The organism is Marinobacter sp., assembly GCF_041690455.1.
Lineage (GTDB): Bacteria > Pseudomonadota > Gammaproteobacteria > Pseudomonadales > Oleiphilaceae > Marinobacter.
Window position 1 is genome coordinate 1 of sequence record NZ_JAWLHI010000037.1, and the last position, 17,978, is coordinate 17,978.

Sequence of the window (17,978 nt, forward strand, 5' to 3'; positions counted from 1 at the left end):
CTCCAAAAATGTGCGGAGCCATGGATGGCGGAGCCCAAGCCGCGCAGGGATGCCTTGAGGCGTTTTTTGGAGAGGCATCCCCGCCCGATGGCAGCCCCCAAGGCCGAGAGCTCCGGAACCAGAACTCCCAAACTTGAGGACAAGAAATGAGAAAAGCTTTGATCGTGGCCATGTCCCGAAACCGGGTCATCGGCCGGAACAACAAGCTGCCGTGGTACCTCCCGGGCGACCTGCGTTACTTCAAGCAGGCGACCATGGGGAAACCCATCATCATGGGGCGGAAAACCTGGGATTCCATTGGCCGGCCGCTGCCGGGACGGATGAACGTGGTGATTTCCCGGAACGGGAGTTGGGAAGCGCCGGCCGGTACCGTTGCCGCCAGATCGCTCAACGACGCCCTGGTGAAAGCCGCTGCACAGGCTGAACTGGAAGGCGGGGATGAAGTAATGATTATCGGTGGCGGCCAGATCTACGCCGAAGCGCTGCCGCTGGTGGATCGCATGTACATCACCCAGGTGCACGCGGAAGTGGAGGGGGATGCATTCTTTCCGGAAGTGAACTGGGATGAATGGGAAGAAATCGGACGGGAGGATTTCTCCGCGTCCGACAACAATCCCTATGACTACAGCTTCGTGGTATACCAGCGCCGCGCCGATTAACGGGCGGGGCGCTTGCTCGGCGGCTTGCCGCCCTTGCCGGCGGGCTTGCCCTTCGGGGCGCCTTTGCGGTGGCCGGGCTTGCCGTCCTTCTTGAAACCCTTGCCGGGGCCCTTGCGGAAATTCTTCTTGCCGGGAGGCGGTCCCTTGCGGTCACGGCGGGGCGCTGCGGAAATCTCCGGCAGGGCTTCCGGCGCTTCCAGCGGCAGGGCGCCGGGCTGGGCCATTTCCATCCAGCACGCCATGGCGCCGGCTACCATCGCCATGTCCATGTCATTTCGCTCGGCAATCTCATCCAGCAGCGCCATCGCCTTGGGCAGCTTGCCGTCCTCGGCGAAGGCCAGCAGCTGGGTCTCGAACTGCTCCACCCGCATCTTCTGAAGATCGGTGGGTGAGGGCAGCTGATAGGACTCCATGGGCGAATTCGTGGCCCGCTCCAGGGTGCGCAGCCAGCTGCGCTCGCGCGGAGTCACCAGCAGGATAGCCTTGCCGGTACGGCCCGCACGGCCGGTGCGGCCAACCCGGTGGATGTAGGCCTCGGTATCGTAAGGTACGTCATAGTTGATGACGTGGGTAATCCGGGGCACATCGAGGCCGCGGGCGGCGACGTCGGTGGCAATGATGATGTCCTTCTTGCCCCGTTTCAGATCTTCAACCGTCTGCTCACGCTGACGCTGGTTCAGATCACCACTCAGGGGGGCCACGGCATGACCACGGGCGGAGAGCTTCTCGGCCAGCATCGTGGTCTCGGCCTTGGTGCGCACGAAGATGATCGCTGCGTCAAAAGGCTCCACCTCGAGGATGCGGGTCAGGGCGTCGAGCTTGCGCTCGGCGTAGACCGGAAGCACGAACTGGGAGATACGCTCGACGGTACGGGTCTCGCTCTCGATCCGGACCTCGGTGGCGTCCTTCAGGTAGGTCTGGGCCACCTTCTTGATCTGCGGCGGCATGGTGGCCGAGAACAGGGCGCGCTGGCAGGTGTCCGGCGTCTTCGCCAGGATGGCCTCAACGTCATCAATGAAGCCCATGCGCAGCATCTCGTCGGCTTCATCCAGTACCAGGGCCTTCAGGCTATCCAGCTTCAGGGTGCCTTTGCGCAGGTGATCCAGCATGCGGCCAGGGGTACCGACAATAACCTGGGCACCGCGACGCAGGCCGCGGATCTGGGGGCCGAAATCCTGGCCGCCGTAGATCGGCAGTACATGGAAATTGCGGAACTTGCTGGCGTAGGTGGTGAACGCCTCGGCGACCTGGATGGCCAGTTCCCGGGTCGGGGCCAGCACCAGAATCTGCGGCTCGGCGATGCTGGCGTCGATGCGACTCAGCAGCGGCAGCGCGAACGCGGCGGTCTTGCCGGTACCGGTCTGGGCGACACCCAGCAGGTGGTGGCCGGCCAGCAGCGCCGGGATGGATTTTGCCTGGATCGGCGAGGGTGTTTCATAGCCAACGGCGTTGACAGCTTCAAGTACGGCTGCATCCAGCCCCAGTTCGGCAAAGGACATTTCTGACATTGATTTACTCGGAATTCGGAGGGAGGGCATTGCCGGGCAATGCGTGATTTTCCAGCATTATAGTCGGTTTGCACGATGTTTGATACGCGCAATACCCTCTTACTCGTATGCATTTCCCCTGACCCGGCGCGCCGGCGTCATCACGACACAGGCAAGGTCAGGGTGTTCTTGATCTCCCGCAGGGCAAAGTTCGAGTTCACCTGAGCAATGCCCTTCAGTGTAAAGATCTTCTCATTCAGGAACCGGTCATAGCTGGCCATGTCCGGTACCACGACCCGCAGCACGAAATCCGCGTTGCCGGTGACGGCAAAACATTGCAGGACTTCCGGATAGCTGCTGACCTCACGCTCGATCTCGGCAGTGCTGTCGATGGTGTGGCGTTGCAGGGACAGATTGACCAGTACACAAAGGCCCTGGCCCATGGCTTCCGGATCCAGTTTTGCAGTATAGCCGGTAATGACGCCGGCCTCCTCCAGGGACCGGACACGGCGCCAGCAGGCCGCCGGCGAGAGCCCCACCTGCTCGGCCAACAACTGGTTGCTGATGCGGCCATCCTGCTGGAGGGCATCGAGGATACGGCGGTCCAGTTTGTCCAGTTCGACCTGTTTCATTTGGTAACACCTGATTTTTATCAAAGGATATTTCGATATTTTGTCATTTATCAAAGAATGTTGCACATCGGCGCCGATCGGCTAACCAAAAAGCAAGCACCTTTTGCGTCGATCCCTCTAGAATTTTGTTCATAAAATCAACAGCTGGAGGGGCGACCATGACCGCCGATACACCTCAACTCGACAACTACAAACTCGAGGATCGCTACCTGCGCGACTCCGGGCGGGTATTCCTGACCGGAACCCAGGCCCTGGTACGGATCCCCCTGATGCAGGCAGCCCTGGACCGCAAACACGGCCTGAATACCGCCGGCATGGTCAGTGGCTACCGGGGTTCTCCGCTCGGCGCCTACGACCAGGCGCTCTGGCAGGCCAAGGATCTGCTCGACCAGAATCGCATCGATTTTGTCCCCGCCATCAACGAGGACCTTGCCGCCACCATCATGCTGGGTACCCAGCAGGTGGAAACCGACGAGGACCGCCAGGTCGATGGCGTGTTTGGCCTCTGGTATGGCAAGGGGCCCGGTGTCGACCGCGCCGGCGATGCCCTCAAGCATGGCACCACCTATGGCAGCTCACCCAACGGGGGCGTGCTGGTGGTGGCCGGTGACGACCACGGGTGTGTGTCGTCGTCCATGCCGCACCAGTCCGACGTGGCGTTCATGAGTTTCTTCATGCCCACCATCAACCCGGCCAACATCGCCGAGTACCTGGAATTCGGCCTCTGGGGTTACGCGCTGTCCCGTTACAGCGGTTGCTGGGTGGGCTTCAAGGCCATTTCTGAGACTGTGGAGAGCGCCGCTTCGGTGGAGCTGCCGCCGCTGCCCGAGTTCAAGACGCCGGAAGATTTCACTCCGCCGGCGGATGGTCTCCACTACCGCTGGCCGGATCTGCCCGGACCCCAGCTGGAAACCCGGATCGAGCACAAGCTGGCGGCGGTGCAGGCCTTTGCCCGCGCCAATCCTATCGACCGCTGCCTCTACAACAACCCGCAGGCCCGGTTCGGTATCGTTACCACCGGTAAGGGCTACCTGGATCTGCTGGAAGCGCTGGAGCTGCTGGGCATCGATGAAGCCCGTGCCGCCGAGCTGGGGCTGGATATCTACAAGGTGGGTATGGTCTGGCCGCTGGAGCGTCGCGGCATCCTGAACTTTGTCCATGGCAAGCAGGAAGTGCTGGTGATCGAGGAGAAGCGGGGCATCATCGAGAGCCAGATCAAGGAATACATGTCCGAACCGGACCGTCCCGGTGAGGTGCTGATCACCGGCAAGCAGGACGAGTCCGGCAAGCCGCTGATGCCCTACGTCGGCGAGCTCAGCCCGAAACTGGTGGCCGGCTACCTGGCGGCCCGTCTGACCCGCTTCTTTGACGTGGATTTCAGCGAACAGCTCAGGGCCATCAACGAGATGACCAGCGCCAAGGACCCGGGCGGGGTCCGGCGCCTGCCGTATTTCTGCTCCGGCTGCCCTCACAATACCTCCACCAAGGTGCCGGAGGGCAGCAAGGCCCTGGCCGGTATCGGCTGCCATTTCATGGCGTCCTGGATGGGGCGCAATACCGAGTCCCTGATCCAGATGGGTGGCGAAGGGGTCAACTGGATCGGCAAGAGCCGGTACACCGGTAACCCCCATGTCTTCCAGAACCTGGGCGAGGGCACCTACTTCCATTCCGGTTCCATGGCCATTCGCCAGGCCGTGGCTGCCGGCATCAACATCACTTACAAGATCCTGTTCAACGACGCGGTGGCCATGACTGGCGGCCAGCCTGTGGACGGGCAGATTACCGTACCCATGATCGCCCAGCAGGTCGCCTCCGAAGGCGTCAAACGGGTGGTGGTGCTCAGTGACGAACCGGAGAAGTACAAGGGCCACGAAGGACTGTTCCCGAACGATGTAACCTTCCACGATCGCTCCGAGCTGGATCAGGTCCAGCGGGAGCTGCGGGACATTCCCGGCTGCACCGTGCTGATCTACGACCAGACCTGCGCCGCGGAAAAGCGCCGCCGTCGCAAGCGTGGCCAGTTCCCGGACCCGGCCAAGCGGGCCTACATCAACCACCATGTGTGCGAAGGCTGTGGTGACTGCTCGGTGCAGTCCAACTGCCTGTCGGTGGTGCCGCGCCAGACCGGGCTGGGCCGGAAGCGCAAGATCGACCAGTCGTCCTGTAACAAGGACTTTTCCTGTGTCACCGGCTTCTGTCCGAGCTTTGTCACCATCGAGGGAGGCCAGCTGCGCAAGTCCCGGGGCGTGGATACCGGGTCGGTACTGAGCAAGCAGCTTGAGAGCCTGCCGCAGCCCTCCTTGCCGGCACTGGACGGTTCGTTCGACCTGCTGGTGGGCGGCGTCGGTGGCACCGGTGTGGTGACCGTGGGGCAGCTGATCACCATGGCGGCCCACCTGGAATCCCGGGGTGCCTCGGTGCTGGACTTCATGGGCTTCGCCCAGAAGGGCGGCACAGTGTTGAGCTATGTGCGCATGGCGCCATCCCCGGACAAACTGCACCAGGTGCGTATCAGCAACGGCCAGGCGGATGCCGTCATTGCCTGCGACATGGTGGTGGCGTCCTCCCAGAAAGCACTGAGTGTGCTGCGTCCGGATCACACCCGGGTGGTGGCCAACAGGGCGGAGCTGCCGACGGCGGACTATGTCCTGTACCGGGATGCGGACATGCAGGCGGACAAGCGTCTGGGGCTGATCCGTGACGCGGTGGGAGACGACCGCTTCGATGCCCTGGATGCCAACGGCATTGCCGAGAAGCTGATGGGTGACACCGTGTTCTCCAACGTGATGATGCTCGGTTTCGCCTGGCAGAAAGGCCTGCTGCCGTTGTCCGAGGCGGCCCTGATGCGGGCCATCGAGCTCAATGGTGTGGCCATCGAGCGCAACAAGGAAGCCTTCGGCTGGGGCCGGGTTGCAGCGGTCGATCCGAAAGTGATTGATGACCTGCTGAATCCCGTCAGTGAGCCGGTGGAAGTGCAGCCGGAGCCGACCCTGGATCAGCTGCTCGAGACCCGTTACCAGCACCTGGTGAAGTACCAGAACCGGCGCTGGGCCGACAGCTACCGGGATCTGGTCGAGCGCGTACGCCAGGCCGAGCAGACCGCCGGTCAGGATAGCCTGCTGCTGACCCGCACGGTTGCCGAGCAGCTGTACCGGTTCATGGCCTACAAGGACGAGTACGAAGTGGCTCGCCTGTTTGCCGAGACCGATTTCATGGAGGAAGTGGAAAAAACCTTCGAGGGTGACTTCAAGGTGCATTTCCACCTGGCGCCGCCGATCCTCAATCGCGGCACCGATGCCCGTGGCCGGCCGCAGAAGCGTCAGTTCGGCCCCTGGATGTTCCGGGCCTTCAAGCTGCTGGCAAAACTGCGTGGCCTGCGCGGTACCGCGCTGGATCCGTTCCGTCACTCCGCTGACCGGAAGCTGGACCGGGCCCTGCTGGCGGACTACCGCCAACTGGCCGAGCGTATTGGTCGCGAGCTGAGCGCAGACAATCACGAGACCTTCCTGCAACTGGCGGAACTGCCGGCGGACGTGCGCGGCTTCGGTCCGGTCCGGGAGCAGGCGGTGGAAGCGATCCGGGAGCGCCAGCAGCAATTGCTCAAGGCGCTGGAAACCGGCCGCCCAACCCTGATTCGCACCAAACCGGCCGGCGAGAAGGAGGAATCCCATGTTTGAGGCCCTGAAACCACTGCCACAGGATCCGATTCTCCAGCTGATGCAGACCTTCCGGGAGGACCCCCGGGAACACAAGATTGACCTGGGCATCGGCGTCTACAAGGACGATGCCGGCAATACGCCGATCATGACCGCCGTGCACCAGGCCGAACGTCGGCTGTTGGAGAGCGAGTCCACCAAGAGTTACGTCGGTCCGGCCGGCTCCCCCGGTTTCGGTCGCGTCATGGCGGATCTGGTAATGGGCGAGGGCAGTCCCCTGGTACGGGACGGCCGGGTGGCCGTAGTCCAGACCCCGGGTGGCTGTGGAGCGTTACGGATGGCGGCGGAATTCCTGCGCCTGTGTCGGGACAATGCCACCGTCTGGGTCAGTACCCCCACCTGGGGCAACCATCTGCCCCTCTTGGGTGGAGCCGGCCTGAACATCCGCGAATATCCCTACCTCGATCCGGCAACCCTGCAGGTAGACTTCGCCGCCATGCTGGAAAGCCTGGCACAGGCGGAGGCCGGTGATGTGGTGCTGCTGCACGGCTGCTGCCACAACCCGTCCGGCGCGGATCTGACCTTCGAGCAGTGGCAGCAGGTGACCGACCTGGTGCTGGAAAAGGGATTGCTGCCCTTTGTGGACATGGCCTACCAGGGCCTGGGTGACGGTCTCGAGGCCGATGCCGCCGGTCTGCGCCACATGGCCGGCCGGGTGCCGGAAATGATCGTGGCGGCCTCCTGCTCCAAGAATTTTGGCCTGTACCGGGAGCGTACCGGTGCCCTGATGCTGATGGGAGCAACCGACAGCGTCACCTCCGCGGCCAACAGCCAGCTGCTCAGTGTCATCCGTTCCCATTACTCCATGCCGCCTGCCCATGGCGCGGCGATCGTGGAAACCATTCTCGGGGACGAGGCCCTGCGCACCGACTGGCAGCTGGAGCTGACAGGCATGTGCGACCGCATTCTCGGGTTGCGCCGGGCCTTTGCCGAAGCGCTGGCGCCGGCCGGCGATTTCGGGTTCATCGCACGCCAGCGGGGCATGTTCTCGTTCCTGGGCATTTCCCCCGCGCAGGTGCGCCGGCTCCGGGAGGAGTACGGCATCTACATGCTGGAGTCGAGTCGGGTCAATGTGGCCGGGCTGAACGACCGCACGCTGCCGGTCGTCGCCGAGGCAATCCGGACCATTCTCTGATTCTGTCCGTCCGACTTTCCGACAAAAACAACTATTTCGGAGTAGTACATGACTAACCAAACACAACCGCACCAGCAGGCTTCGAACCTCTGGTCTTCGCGTCTTGCTTTTATCCTGGCTGCCGCCGGTTCGGCGGTGGGGCTGGGCAATATCTGGAAGTTTCCGTACATCACCGGCGAGCACGGTGGTGGCGCTTTTGTCCTGGTTTACCTGGTGTGTATCGCCATCATCGGTGTGCCGGTGCTGATTGCCGAAACCATGATTGGTCGCCGTGGTGGGCAAAGCCCGGTTGCCACCATGCGGTCGCTGACCGACAGCGAGGGCACCGCCCGGGGCTGGCGGGCTATCGGCTGGAACGGCGTGATTGCCTCCTTCCTGGTGCTGTCCTTCTATTCGGTGATCGGTGGCTGGGCCCTGGTCTATATCGGCAAGGCAGCCGCCGGCCTGTTTACCGGTGCTGACGCGGAAACCATCGGTGGCCAGTTCGGTAACCTGCTGGCCAATCCCTGGGAACTGCTGCTCTGGCACAGCGTGTTCATGGCCATCGTGGTGCTTATTGTCGGCCGCGGCATCCGGTCAGGGCTGGAGCGGGCGGTCAATACCCTGATGCCGCTGCTGTTTATCCTGCTGGTGGTAATGGTGTTCTATGCCATGAATTCCGGCAGTTTCGGCCGGGCGGTGGACTTCATGTTCGCCCCGGACTTCAGCAAGCTCACCACCAAGGGCGTACTGGTGGCGCTGGGTCATGCCGCCTTTACCCTGAGCATCGGTATCGGCGTGCTGATGGCCTACGGCTCCTACCTCCCGAAACAGGTCAATATTGCCCGCACCGCGATGACCATCGCCGTACTCGACACCAGTGTCGCCCTGCTGGCGGGGCTGGCAATCTTCCCGCTGGTGTTCGCCAACGGCCTGGAGCCGGGCACCGGCCCGGGGCTCATCTTCGTGACCCTGCCGCTGGCTTTCGGACAGATGACCGGCGGTGTGCTGTTCGGCGTGATCTTCTTCGCGCTGTTGCTGGTGGCCGCAGTTACCTCGGCCATTTCCATGCTGGAGCCGGTGGTGGAGTGGCTTGAGGAGCACAAGGGCATCAACCGTTTCAAGAGTGCGCTGACTGGCGGGCTGGCGATCTGGTTCGTGGGGATCGGCACGGTGTTGTCGTTCAACGTCTGGTCCGATGTTCACCCGCTGGGCTTCCTGGCCTTTTTCGAGGGCAAGACCGTGTTCGATCTGCTGGACTTCCTGGTGTCGAACCTGATGATGCCCCTGGGCGGGCTGGCGATTGCCCTGTTTGCAGGCTGGGCCATGCGCCGTGAGGGGCTGATGGAAGACATCGGTCTGCGGGGCGGTGTCTACCGGAGTTTCATGGTTGTGCTGCGTTACCTGACGCCGGCCGGGATCCTGGTGGTGTTCCTCTACAACCTCATCTGATCTGAAGGAGAGGGCGCCATCATGGCGCCCCGACCCTCCGAAAGGCTCACACCGGTTCGCCGACCGCTGTGAGCCTTTCTTCGTTTTCGTCGCTGGTATCCTGCAGGCCGCCGAACCGGCGGTAGAACTTCTCGTTCGGTCCCGGCAGCGGGCCCGAGGCATTCTCCAGGGTTTCGTCCAGCCACTTCTCAGCGCGTGCGTAGATGTGCCGGTACAGGTTCCGGCACAACTGCTTGGCGCTGCGCCCCTCCCAGTCCCCGGGCAGCAATTCCTCGGGCAGCAAGGGATCCCGCAGCAGGATCTTGCGGTACTCATGGATCAGCAGGATGCGCAGGGTAAGGCACTCGGCCGGGGTCAGGTCATCCTCGTTCTGCAGTTCCCGCCAGACTGGGCGGAACTGTGACAGGAAGCGCCGGTAGCGCCCGCCCAGTTCGTCCAGGTTCCAGCTTTCACGCACCTGCAGCCGCAGGGCCTTGGAGCTCTTCTGCTCCATGGGCACGGTTTCCATGACGATGGTGTCTTCCAGGGCGCCCCATTCCTGCAGCAGTGGCAACAGCTCGTTGCGGGTAAAGCGCGGATGCTCCATCACGCCCGGCGCCATACTGCCGAAACTCAGCCATTTCAGTTCTTCCCGGACTTTCTGTTTCAGGTCGGGCGCCAGCTGGTTGAGGTAGACCAGGCACCAGCTGCCACTCCATTCCCGGGTCGAGAGGCTGTAGACATGCTGGAACGCCTGCTCGAACCGGCGCAGACCGGGGCCGGTCAGGCTGTAGTAGCTGCAGCGTCCGACTTTTTCTGTCTGCAACCAGGATTCCTGCACCAGCCGGTATACCGAGGTGCGAACCAGGCGCTGACTGATGCCCATGGGTTCCACCAGCTTCATCAGGCTGCCCAGCCATACGGTCCCTCCCCGGGGAACGATGGCGTCACCATAGATGGTGATGATCAGCGAGCCGGCACGAAGCGGGCGTTTCTTCTGAAAGTTGAGGACGAGCTGCTCAAGCTGGTTTTTTGCAGACATAGGCTTATTGTCAGTTATCGGTTATCAAATATCAGGAATTACGAATCTGATACGTATTATGCGGTTCCTGTGTGTCACGTAAAGCATTCAGTACTGTGTAGCCTGACTGGCGCCTTGGACCATGGTCGGCTTTACTGTGAGAACCTGTCAGGTAGTCAACCAAATCGGTTGACACGGATATTATGATACAATAATGTCCATTGATATTCGTCAACGGTATCGAATTTTACCAGTGATGAAGATCAGGGATCTGATGGATCAGGGATGAGTACACAAATATAAAGCTGACAACGGGTCGAAGGGTGACTGAAATGACACAGAAGTCAGAGCCAGGCTCTCGATCGTTGTTTTACTTCTGAGCAATGGATGGGGGGCAAACAAGCCCCGCACAATTCGGGAGAACAAAAACAATGCTTAAGACAATTCTGCGTCGCACGGGAAAATTTGCGGCTATCGCAGCCGCCGGTCTGGTCATGAGTGCCCAGGCTGCAGAGCCGATCAAGATCGGTTCCTTCCTGTCAGTTACCGGCCCCGCCTCCTTCCTGGGGGATCCGGAACTGAAAACTCTGGAAATGTACGTTGAGAAGATCAACGAAGAAGGTGGCGTTCTTGGACGCCAGCTGGAGCTGATCCATTACGATGACGTGGGTAACGCTTCCAATGCCCGTAACTTTGCCAGCCGTCTGATCCGTTCCGACCGTGTCGATATCATCGTCGGTGGCAGTACTACCGGCGCTACCATGGCGGCCGTGCCCCTGGTAGAGCAGGCCAAGGTGCCGTTCATCTCCCTGGCGGGTGCCGTGGTGATTACCAACCCGGTGAAGAAGTGGGTATTCAAGACTCCACAAACTGATCGCATGGCGGCAGAGCGGATCCTGACCGACATGAAAGACCGTGGTATTACCCGCTTCGGCCTGATTTCCGGTACCGGTGGTTTCGGTAGTTCCGGTCGCACCCAGACTCTGGACGTGGTTGAGCAGATGGGCATGGAAGTAGTGGCCGATGTGACCTACAGCGGCTCAGATACCGACATGACCGCCCAGCTCACCAACATCCGTAACACCGACGGTGTCGAGGCTGTACTGAACTTCGGTTTCGGCCAGGGCCCGGCCATCGTGACCCGCAACTACGACCAGCTGGGTATGGAGCTTCCGTTCTACCAGTCCCATGGTGTGGCTTCCGACAGCTTCCTGGAGCTCGCGGGTGATGCTGCCGAGGGCCTGCGCCTGCCGGCTTCTCCGCTGCTGGTGCCGGATTCCCTGCCGGATGACGACCCCCAGAAAAAGGTCGTGCAGGACTACAAGGCCGAGTATGAAGCTCGCTGGGATTCCAAGGTGTCCACCTTCGGTGCCTACGCCTATGACGGCCTGATGCTGGCAGTCCAGGCCATCGAAGCTGCTGGCTCCACCGACAAGGAAGCCGTGCGCGAAGCACTGGAAAATATCCAGGGCTACGTCGGTGTGACCGGTGTCTTCAACATGTCACCGGAAGACCACAACGGCCTCGACGCTGACTCCTTCCGCATTCTGGAAGTCCAGAATGGCGAGTGGAAGCTCATTAACTGATCGATCCATCAAGCAGTAAACCGTCTGCCCGTCCCGCTCAGGGGCGGGTGGACGCTGTCCGACCGGAACCACGGCTATGTTTGCAGAATTCCTCCAGTATCTCTTCACCGGGATCACTATCGGTGCCACTTATGCCCTGATAGCCCTCGGATTTACTCTCATTTATAACGCCAGCCACGTCATCAACTTTGCCCAGGGCGAATTCCTGATGATTGGCGGCATGGCGACCGTTTCTCTCACGGCGATGGGCGTGCCCATGGTGCTTGCCATCATCCTGGCCGTGTTGCTTGCCGGTGTTTTCGGAATCCTGCTTCAGCGCTTTGCTATTGCGCCCGCGAAACAGGCGGACGTGGTCACCCTGATCATTATCACCATCGGTGCCTCCATTTTCATTCGTGGTCTTGCCCAGCTGGTCTGGGGCAAGGAATACCACGTTATGCAGAATTTCAGCAGCGACGAACCGATCCGCATCTTCGGCGCTGTGCTCAATAGCCAGAGCCTCTGGGTTCTGGGCATTGGAGCGATCCTTGTGGTGGGGCTGGTCCTGTTCTTCACCCGCACGCTGATCGGGAAGGCCATCCTAGCCACCTCCATGAACAAGGAGGCCGCGCGCCTGGTGGGTATCCGTACCCAGCTGGTGTTGATGCTGGCGTTCCTGGTTTCGGCCGTATTGGGGTCCGTCGCCGGAGTGGTGGTCGCGCCGATTACCTTCACCTCCTACGACATCGGTATCATGCTCGGTCTCAAAGGCTTTGTCGCCGCCGCCATCGGCGGGCTGGGCAGCGGTATCGGTGCCGTTGTCGGTGGCCTGTTGCTGGGTATAGTCGAAGCCATGGCTGCCGGCTATATCTCCTCTGACTACAAGGACGCCGTGGCGTTCTCCATGATTCTCATCGTGCTGTTCTTCATGCCGCGCGGTCTGTTTGGCGCCAAGGTCGTGGAGAGGGTTTGATAATGTTGAATAGATTCATGCAAATGCGGCTACGGGACCTGATCATTCTGGCGGTCATCCTGTTCGCCCTGCCGTTGTTCCTGAACAACCCGTTCCACTATGACCTGGCCACCCAGATGGCGATCATCGCCGCCACGGTGGTGGGCCTGAACCTGCTGGTGGGTTTTGCCGGCCAGATCAGCCTCGGGCATGCCGGTTTCTTCGGTCTAGGGGCCTACTTCACTGGCATCATGACCAGCACTTATGGCTGGTCCTCGGTGCCCGCATTGGTCGTTGGCGCAATCGTGGTGGGCATCATTGCCTGGATTGTTGGCCGACCGATCCTGCGCCTGAAAGGGCACTACCTGTCCATGGCGACGTTGGCAGTTGGTTTTATCATCGCGATTATCCTCAACAACGAACGGGCGCTGACCGGTGGCCCCGATGGGATGCCGGTGCCGGCATTCACCGTGTTTGGCTGGGAACTGAGCCCGTTTGGCAGCTACAACCTGCTCGGGATGGAGCTCAATGGCAGTGAAGCCTGGTACCTGTTTGCTGCGGTGGTGTTGCTGGTTGCGGTCTGGCTCGCCCAGAACCTGATCGACTCGCCCATAGGCCGGGCGCTGCGCTCGGTGCATGGTTCGGAGGTGGCAGCCCGGGTGGTTGGTGTCGATACTGCCCGTTACAAGAGCCTGGTGTTCGTAATTTCGGCGATCTATGCCAGTGCCATGGGCAGCCTGTACGCCCATTTCCAGGGCTTTATCACGCCTGCGGTGGCAGGGTTCGATTTCTCCATCCTGTTTATCACCATGGTGGTGCTCGGCGGCATGGGTTCCACCATGGGCGTTATTCTTGGTGCGGTGGTGCTCAAACTCCTGCCCCAGGTGCTGGCGGACTTCCAGGAACTGGAAACCGTCATGTTCGGTGCGATCCTGATGCTCACCATGATCTTCATGCCCAAGGGCCTGCTGCCCACTATCCAGACGGCTGTCGGTAAGCGGATGAAGAAAAAGGCGGGAGGTCAGGCATGAGCGCACTGATTGAAGTAAAAGGCCTGGACAAGGCGTTCGGTGGGGTCCATGCGGTGGAAGGTGTGTCCTTCTCGGTGGAAGCCGGCCAGGTGTATTCGGTGATCGGCCCCAATGGTGCCGGTAAAACCACCCTGTTCAACCTGATTTCAGGGCTCTATACCCCAACCAGGGGCGAGATCCACCTCAAGGGCGAGAGTACCGCGAAACTCGAGCCGAACGAGTTGGCGGAGCGGGGCATGTGCCGTACCTTCCAGCAGATGCAGATCTGCATGAACATGTCGGCTATCGAGAACGTGATGCTGGGGCGGCACCTGAAGCTTCGCAGTAACCTGTTCACCACGTTGTTCCGGTTGCCGTCCCTGCTTCGGGATGAGAAATCCTGTCGTGAGCGGGCCGCGGAGTTGATGGAATTCGTCGGCTGTGGTGAGTACCTCGATACCGAGGCCTCGGCGATGTCCTACGGCGCCCTCAAGCGGCTGGAGATTGCCCGTGCCCTGGCGGCAGAACCCAAGGTCATCCTGCTGGATGAGCCGGCCGCCGGCCTCAACGCCGTTGAAACTGCGGCGCTGGAAAAACTGATCCGGAAGATTGCCGACCAGGGTACGACGGTCATGCTGGTAGAGCACGACATGAAGCTGGTCATGGGGATTTCCGACCGCCTGCTGGTACTCAACTACGGGCGTGTGTTGGCAGAAGGCACACCTGAAGAAATCCGCAACAATCCGGACGTCATCGCTGCCTACCTGGGCGGCTGAGCAAGGAGACATTTCAAATGAGCGAGCAACAGACCGAAATGGCGCCTGCCCAGTCCCGCAGCGAGCAGGCAGTGCGCATTATTGTTCACGAGCATCAGGCGCTCTGGCGCATCCTGGACCTGCTGGACCAGTTGCTCAGTGATATGAACATCAATGAGCAGCAGCCCGATGAGCGCCTGTTCACCAAGATCTTCGATTACATCGAGCACTTTTCCGAGCGGGTACACTCGACGCCGACGGACATCGAGCTGTACAAGCGCCTGGGAGCCAAGCATCCGGAGTCGCTGCCGCTGCTGGAGAAGCTTTCCAAGGGTTACCTGGTGGGTCACGAGAAGTTGATGGAGCTTCGCCAGCTGTTGACTGACTGCATGCAAAACTGGCCGGAAGGTCGGGAAGAGTTCAGTCACGCCCTGGCCCGGTTCACCGAAGCCCTGCGCAAGCACATCCGAAAGGAAGAAGGGGTGGTGATTCCCCGTGCCCGCAAGGTACTGTCCGAAGAGGACTGGGAGCAGATCATCGAAGCACGGGACATCGAAAACGATCCCCTGTTCGGCGAAAGGGTCCGGGAAGAGTTCCGGGATCTTCGCCACGAGATTATCAGCTATACCCCGGAGCGCTTCGGCGGTCTTGGCCTCAAGCATGCGGAGCGGGTCAGCGCGCCCCACGCCAGGGAGGAAATGCTGGCGATCAAGGGTCTGGCCACCTCCTATGGCCAGATTGAGGTGCTGCACGACATCGATATCAGCATCAACAGTGGCGAGATCGTGTCGCTGGTGGGCGCCAACGGCGCCGGCAAGTCGACCCTGCTGATGAGCATTTCCGGCCTGCAGCCTTTGGACCGTGGCAGCATGGTTTACCAGGGCAAGGATCTGGCAAAGGTTCAGGCTGACCAGCGGGTGGCCGAGGGCATCGTCCAGGTGCCGGAGGGTCGTCAGGTGTTCAAGGACCTGTCGGTGCATGACAACCTGCTGCTAGGGGCCTACACCCGTGGCCGCAGCCAGGAAGTGGATGATGACCTGGAGCGGATGTACACCAAGTTCCCGATCCTGCGTCAGAAGCGCCACAACCTCGCCGGTGAACTCTCCGGTGGCCAGCAGCAGATGCTGGCCATGGGGCGAGCCCTGATGGCAAGGCCGAAGCTACTGTTGCTGGACGAGCCGAGCATGGGCCTGGCGCCGCTGATCATCGAGGAGATCTTCGATATCATCAAGGAGCTGAAGGAAGAGGGCATTACCATCTTCCTGGTGGAGCAGAACGCGTCCCAGGCGCTGGCACTGGCCGACCGTGGTTACGTGCTGGAAACCGGCAAGGTGGTCATCGAGGGCACCGGCCGGGAGCTGCTCAGCAACGAGAAGGTCCGGGAGGCCTACCTGGGCATGTAAAACTTCCGCCCGGTGGAAACAGAAAAGGGGACAGGCTTTTGGCCTGTCCCCTTTTTGTTTGCCTCCGGCCTGCTGTTCGGGTCCAACGGGTGGCAGGCCGGATACACCCCCGGTATTACTGGGGACGTTTGGCAACCAGTGTCAGGATGTCGTAGCTCGCAACCAGCTCGTCGTTCTGGTTGGTAACCTGAACATCCCAGACCACCACACCCTGAGGGTGTCCGTCCGGAGAGGTCCGACCCTGATCGATCTTGCGCTTGCAGGTCAGCCGCGCCCGGATGGTGTCGCCCGGGGCCACCGGCTCGATGAAGCGCAGGGTGTCCAGACCGTAGTTCGCCAGTACCGGACCTTCGCCCGGGTCAACAAACAGACCGGCCGCTGCGGACAGCACGAAGTAGCCATGGGCAATGCGCTTGCCGAACTGCGAGTCACGGGCGGCAATCTCATCAAAGTGCATGTAGAAGTGATCGCCGGACAGGCAGCCGAAGTTGACGATATCCGCCTCGGTGACCGTGCGCCGGTGAGTCAGCAGGGACTCGTTGATCTGCAGGTCTTCGAAATGGCGACGGAACGGGTGTACTTCGGTTTCGATCAAGTCGGCACCACGCACATACTCGCGGGTAACGGCCGCCAGCATGGTCGGGGAACCCTGGATGGAGGTCCGCTGCAGGTAGTGATGGACCGCGCGGATACCGCCCAGCTCCTCACCACCACCGGCACGACCCGGGCCACCATGCTTGAGCATGGGCAGGGGCGAGCCGTGGCCTGTGGATTCCTTGGCTGCCTCGGCGTCCAGGAGGTGCAGACGGCCGTGGAATGCGGCGAGCAGCGGAGCGATCCTGCCTGCAATAGCCGGATCTCGGGTGGTCAGGGTAGTGACCAGGGAGCCCCGGCCCTTGGAACAGAGCTCCACCGCATCCTCGATGGTGTCATAGGGAATTACGGTGGCAACCGGGCCGAAGGCTTCGATGTCGTGGGCGCCACAGCCGTTTTCCGGGTTCCGGCACAGCAGCAGGTGCGGTTCGATAAAGGCGCCCTTCTCGGTGCCGTCGCCGGTTGGCTTGAAGCTGCCGTCACCACCGACAACCAGTTCGCTGGTCTTCAGCAGTTCCTGGATGTTGGCCTTGACGTCTTCCAGCTGGTCGACGGAGGCCAGGGCACCCATGCGCACGCCTTCCACGGAGGGATCGCCGACGGTGACATTCGACAGCCGCTCTTTCAGCTTCTCGCAGACGGCGTCCACACGGTCTTTTGGCACCAGGATCCGGCGGATCGCCGTACATTTCTGACCGGCCTTGGCGGTCATTTCACGGCCGACTTCTTTTACGAATACATCAAACTCTTCGTGCTCTGGGGTCACGTCCGGAGCCAGGATGGCACTGTTCAGCGAGTCAGCCTCGGCGTTGAACGGGATCGACCGGTTGATGATGTTCGGATGGTTGCGTAGCTTGCGCGCTGTCGCTGCAGAGCCTGTGAAGGTGACCACGTCCTGTTCTTCCAGGTGATCGAACAGGTCACCGGTGCTGCCGATGATCAGCTGCAGGCTGCCCTCGGGCAGGGCGCCGGATTCCTGCATCAGGCGAACGGCCAGTTCGGTGACGTAGCAGGTGGAGGTGGCCGGCTTCACGATGCATGGCATACCTGCCAGGAACGTGGGCGCGAACTTCTCCAGCATGCCCCAGACCGGGAAGTTGTAGGCGTCAATGTGCAGCGCCACACCACCGCGGGGCACCAGGATATGGGTGCCGGCAAAGTGGTTGTTCTTGCCCAGGGGCATCACCGGGCCTTCATGCACGACATTGCCGGACGGCAGTTCGCGGCGGCCCATGCTGGCGTAGGAGAACAGGGTGCCGAAGCCGCCATCGATATCGATGCCGTTATCGCCCTTGCTGGCACCGGTGTGCATGGACAGGGCATAGAGCTCTTTCTTGTGCTCCTGCAGGTACATGGCCATGGCCTTCAGGGCCAGGGCACGCTCCTGGAAATCCATGGCCATCAGGTTCTTGCCACCGACCTTGCGGCCAAATTCAGCGGCTTTCCTGAAATCGAGGGTGTCGTCGTGGGTATGGGCGACGATCTCGCCATTGATGGCGCTGGGCAGCGCCTTGGCGGGCTTTTCACCGACCCACTGGCCGGCAATGAAACTTTTCAGGACTGACATGGGAAACTCCATTCGTTTCTGAAACACGAAGGCAAGTCCCGTTTACCCGGGACTTGCCTTGTTCGTAGCTTG

13 protein-coding genes and 1 pseudogene are annotated in these 17,978 nt (G+C 61.3%); 10 read left to right on the top strand and 4 right to left on the bottom strand.

Annotated features, from left to right (window positions below; genetic code table 11):
- The first annotated feature begins 146 nt into the window (after positions 1-146).
- Positions 147-659: a dihydrofolate reductase gene (locus ACESMW_RS10720; protein WP_372987036.1), complete on the top strand. Its 513-nt coding sequence runs from the start codon at positions 147-149 to the stop codon at positions 657-659.
- Here ACESMW_RS10720 and ACESMW_RS10725 read toward each other — a convergent pair.
- Complete coding sequence (locus ACESMW_RS10725) at positions 656-2,167, bottom strand: DEAD/DEAH box helicase (protein WP_372987037.1); 1,512 nt, start codon at positions 2,165-2,167, stop codon at positions 656-658. The genes ACESMW_RS10720 and ACESMW_RS10725 overlap by 4 nt on opposite strands.
- A 140-nt stretch (positions 2,168-2,307) precedes the next feature.
- Complete coding sequence (locus ACESMW_RS10730; RefSeq protein WP_372987038.1) at positions 2,308-2,778, bottom strand: Lrp/AsnC family transcriptional regulator; 471 nt, start codon at positions 2,776-2,778, stop codon at positions 2,308-2,310.
- 158 nt (positions 2,779-2,936) lie between these two features.
- Here ACESMW_RS10730 and ACESMW_RS10735 point away from each other — a divergent pair, with 158 nt between their 5' ends.
- The 3 genes from ACESMW_RS10735 to ACESMW_RS10745 are packed head-to-tail and all read left to right on the top strand — an operon-like array spanning position 2,937 to position 9,060.
- Positions 2,937-6,455 (top strand): indolepyruvate ferredoxin oxidoreductase family protein, encoded by a 3,519-nt coding sequence (locus ACESMW_RS10735; RefSeq protein ID WP_372987039.1) that lies wholly within the window; start codon positions 2,937-2,939, stop codon positions 6,453-6,455.
- Complete coding sequence (locus ACESMW_RS10740; RefSeq protein ID WP_372987040.1) at positions 6,448-7,629, top strand: aromatic amino acid transaminase; 1,182 nt, start codon at positions 6,448-6,450, stop codon at positions 7,627-7,629. Before ACESMW_RS10735 ends, ACESMW_RS10740 begins: the two co-directional genes overlap by 8 nt.
- A gap of 48 nt (positions 7,630-7,677) precedes the next feature.
- Positions 7,678-9,060 carry a sodium-dependent transporter gene (locus ACESMW_RS10745; protein ID WP_372987041.1) on the top strand — a complete coding sequence of 461 codons (1,383 nt, stop codon included), beginning with the start codon at positions 7,678-7,680 and terminating at the stop codon, positions 9,058-9,060.
- A 46-nt stretch (positions 9,061-9,106) separates the two neighbouring features.
- Here ACESMW_RS10745 and paaX read toward each other — a convergent pair whose 3' ends face one another.
- Positions 9,107-10,081: a phenylacetic acid degradation operon negative regulatory protein PaaX gene (paaX, locus tag ACESMW_RS10750; protein WP_092005229.1), complete on the bottom strand. Its 975-nt coding sequence runs from the start codon at positions 10,079-10,081 to the stop codon at positions 9,107-9,109.
- Between the two features lie 410 nt (positions 10,082-10,491).
- On the opposite strand from paaX, the gene ACESMW_RS10755 reads away from it, so the two are divergent.
- The 6 genes and pseudogenes from ACESMW_RS10755 to ACESMW_RS10780 all read left to right on the top strand — a co-directional run bounded on the left by ACESMW_RS10755 (position 10,492) and on the right by ACESMW_RS10780 (position 15,745).
- Positions 10,492-11,646: an ABC transporter substrate-binding protein gene (locus ACESMW_RS10755; RefSeq protein ID WP_372987042.1), complete on the top strand. Its 1,155-nt coding sequence runs from the start codon at positions 10,492-10,494 to the stop codon at positions 11,644-11,646.
- A 76-nt stretch (positions 11,647-11,722) separates the two neighbouring features.
- Entirely contained in the window at positions 11,723-12,598 is an 876-nt protein-coding gene (locus ACESMW_RS10760; protein ID WP_372987043.1) for a branched-chain amino acid ABC transporter permease, read from the top strand.
- Positions 12,599-12,600: 2 nt separating this feature from the next.
- Positions 12,601-13,608 carry a branched-chain amino acid ABC transporter permease gene (locus tag ACESMW_RS10765; protein WP_372987044.1) on the top strand — a complete coding sequence of 336 codons (1,008 nt, stop codon included), beginning with the start codon at positions 12,601-12,603 and terminating at the stop codon, positions 13,606-13,608.
- On the top strand, positions 13,605-14,363 hold the full coding sequence (locus ACESMW_RS10770; RefSeq protein WP_372987045.1) for an ABC transporter ATP-binding protein: 759 nt from the start codon (positions 13,605-13,607) through the stop codon (positions 14,361-14,363). Before ACESMW_RS10765 ends, ACESMW_RS10770 begins: the two co-directional genes overlap by 4 nt.
- Positions 14,364-14,401: 38 nt before the next feature.
- A pseudogene (locus ACESMW_RS10775) lies at positions 14,402-14,830 on the top strand (hemerythrin domain-containing protein); the annotation flags it as partial.
- A 210-nt stretch (positions 14,831-15,040) separates the two neighbouring features.
- Positions 15,041-15,745: an ABC transporter ATP-binding protein gene (locus ACESMW_RS10780; protein WP_372987067.1), complete on the top strand. Its 705-nt coding sequence runs from the start codon at positions 15,041-15,043 to the stop codon at positions 15,743-15,745.
- Between the two features lie 115 nt (positions 15,746-15,860).
- On the opposite strand, the gene paaZ is transcribed toward ACESMW_RS10780, so the two are convergent.
- Entirely contained in the window at positions 15,861-17,906 is a 2,046-nt protein-coding gene (gene paaZ, locus ACESMW_RS10785) for a phenylacetic acid degradation bifunctional protein PaaZ (RefSeq protein ID WP_372987046.1), read from the bottom strand.
- Between the last annotated feature and the right edge of the window lie 72 nt (positions 17,907-17,978).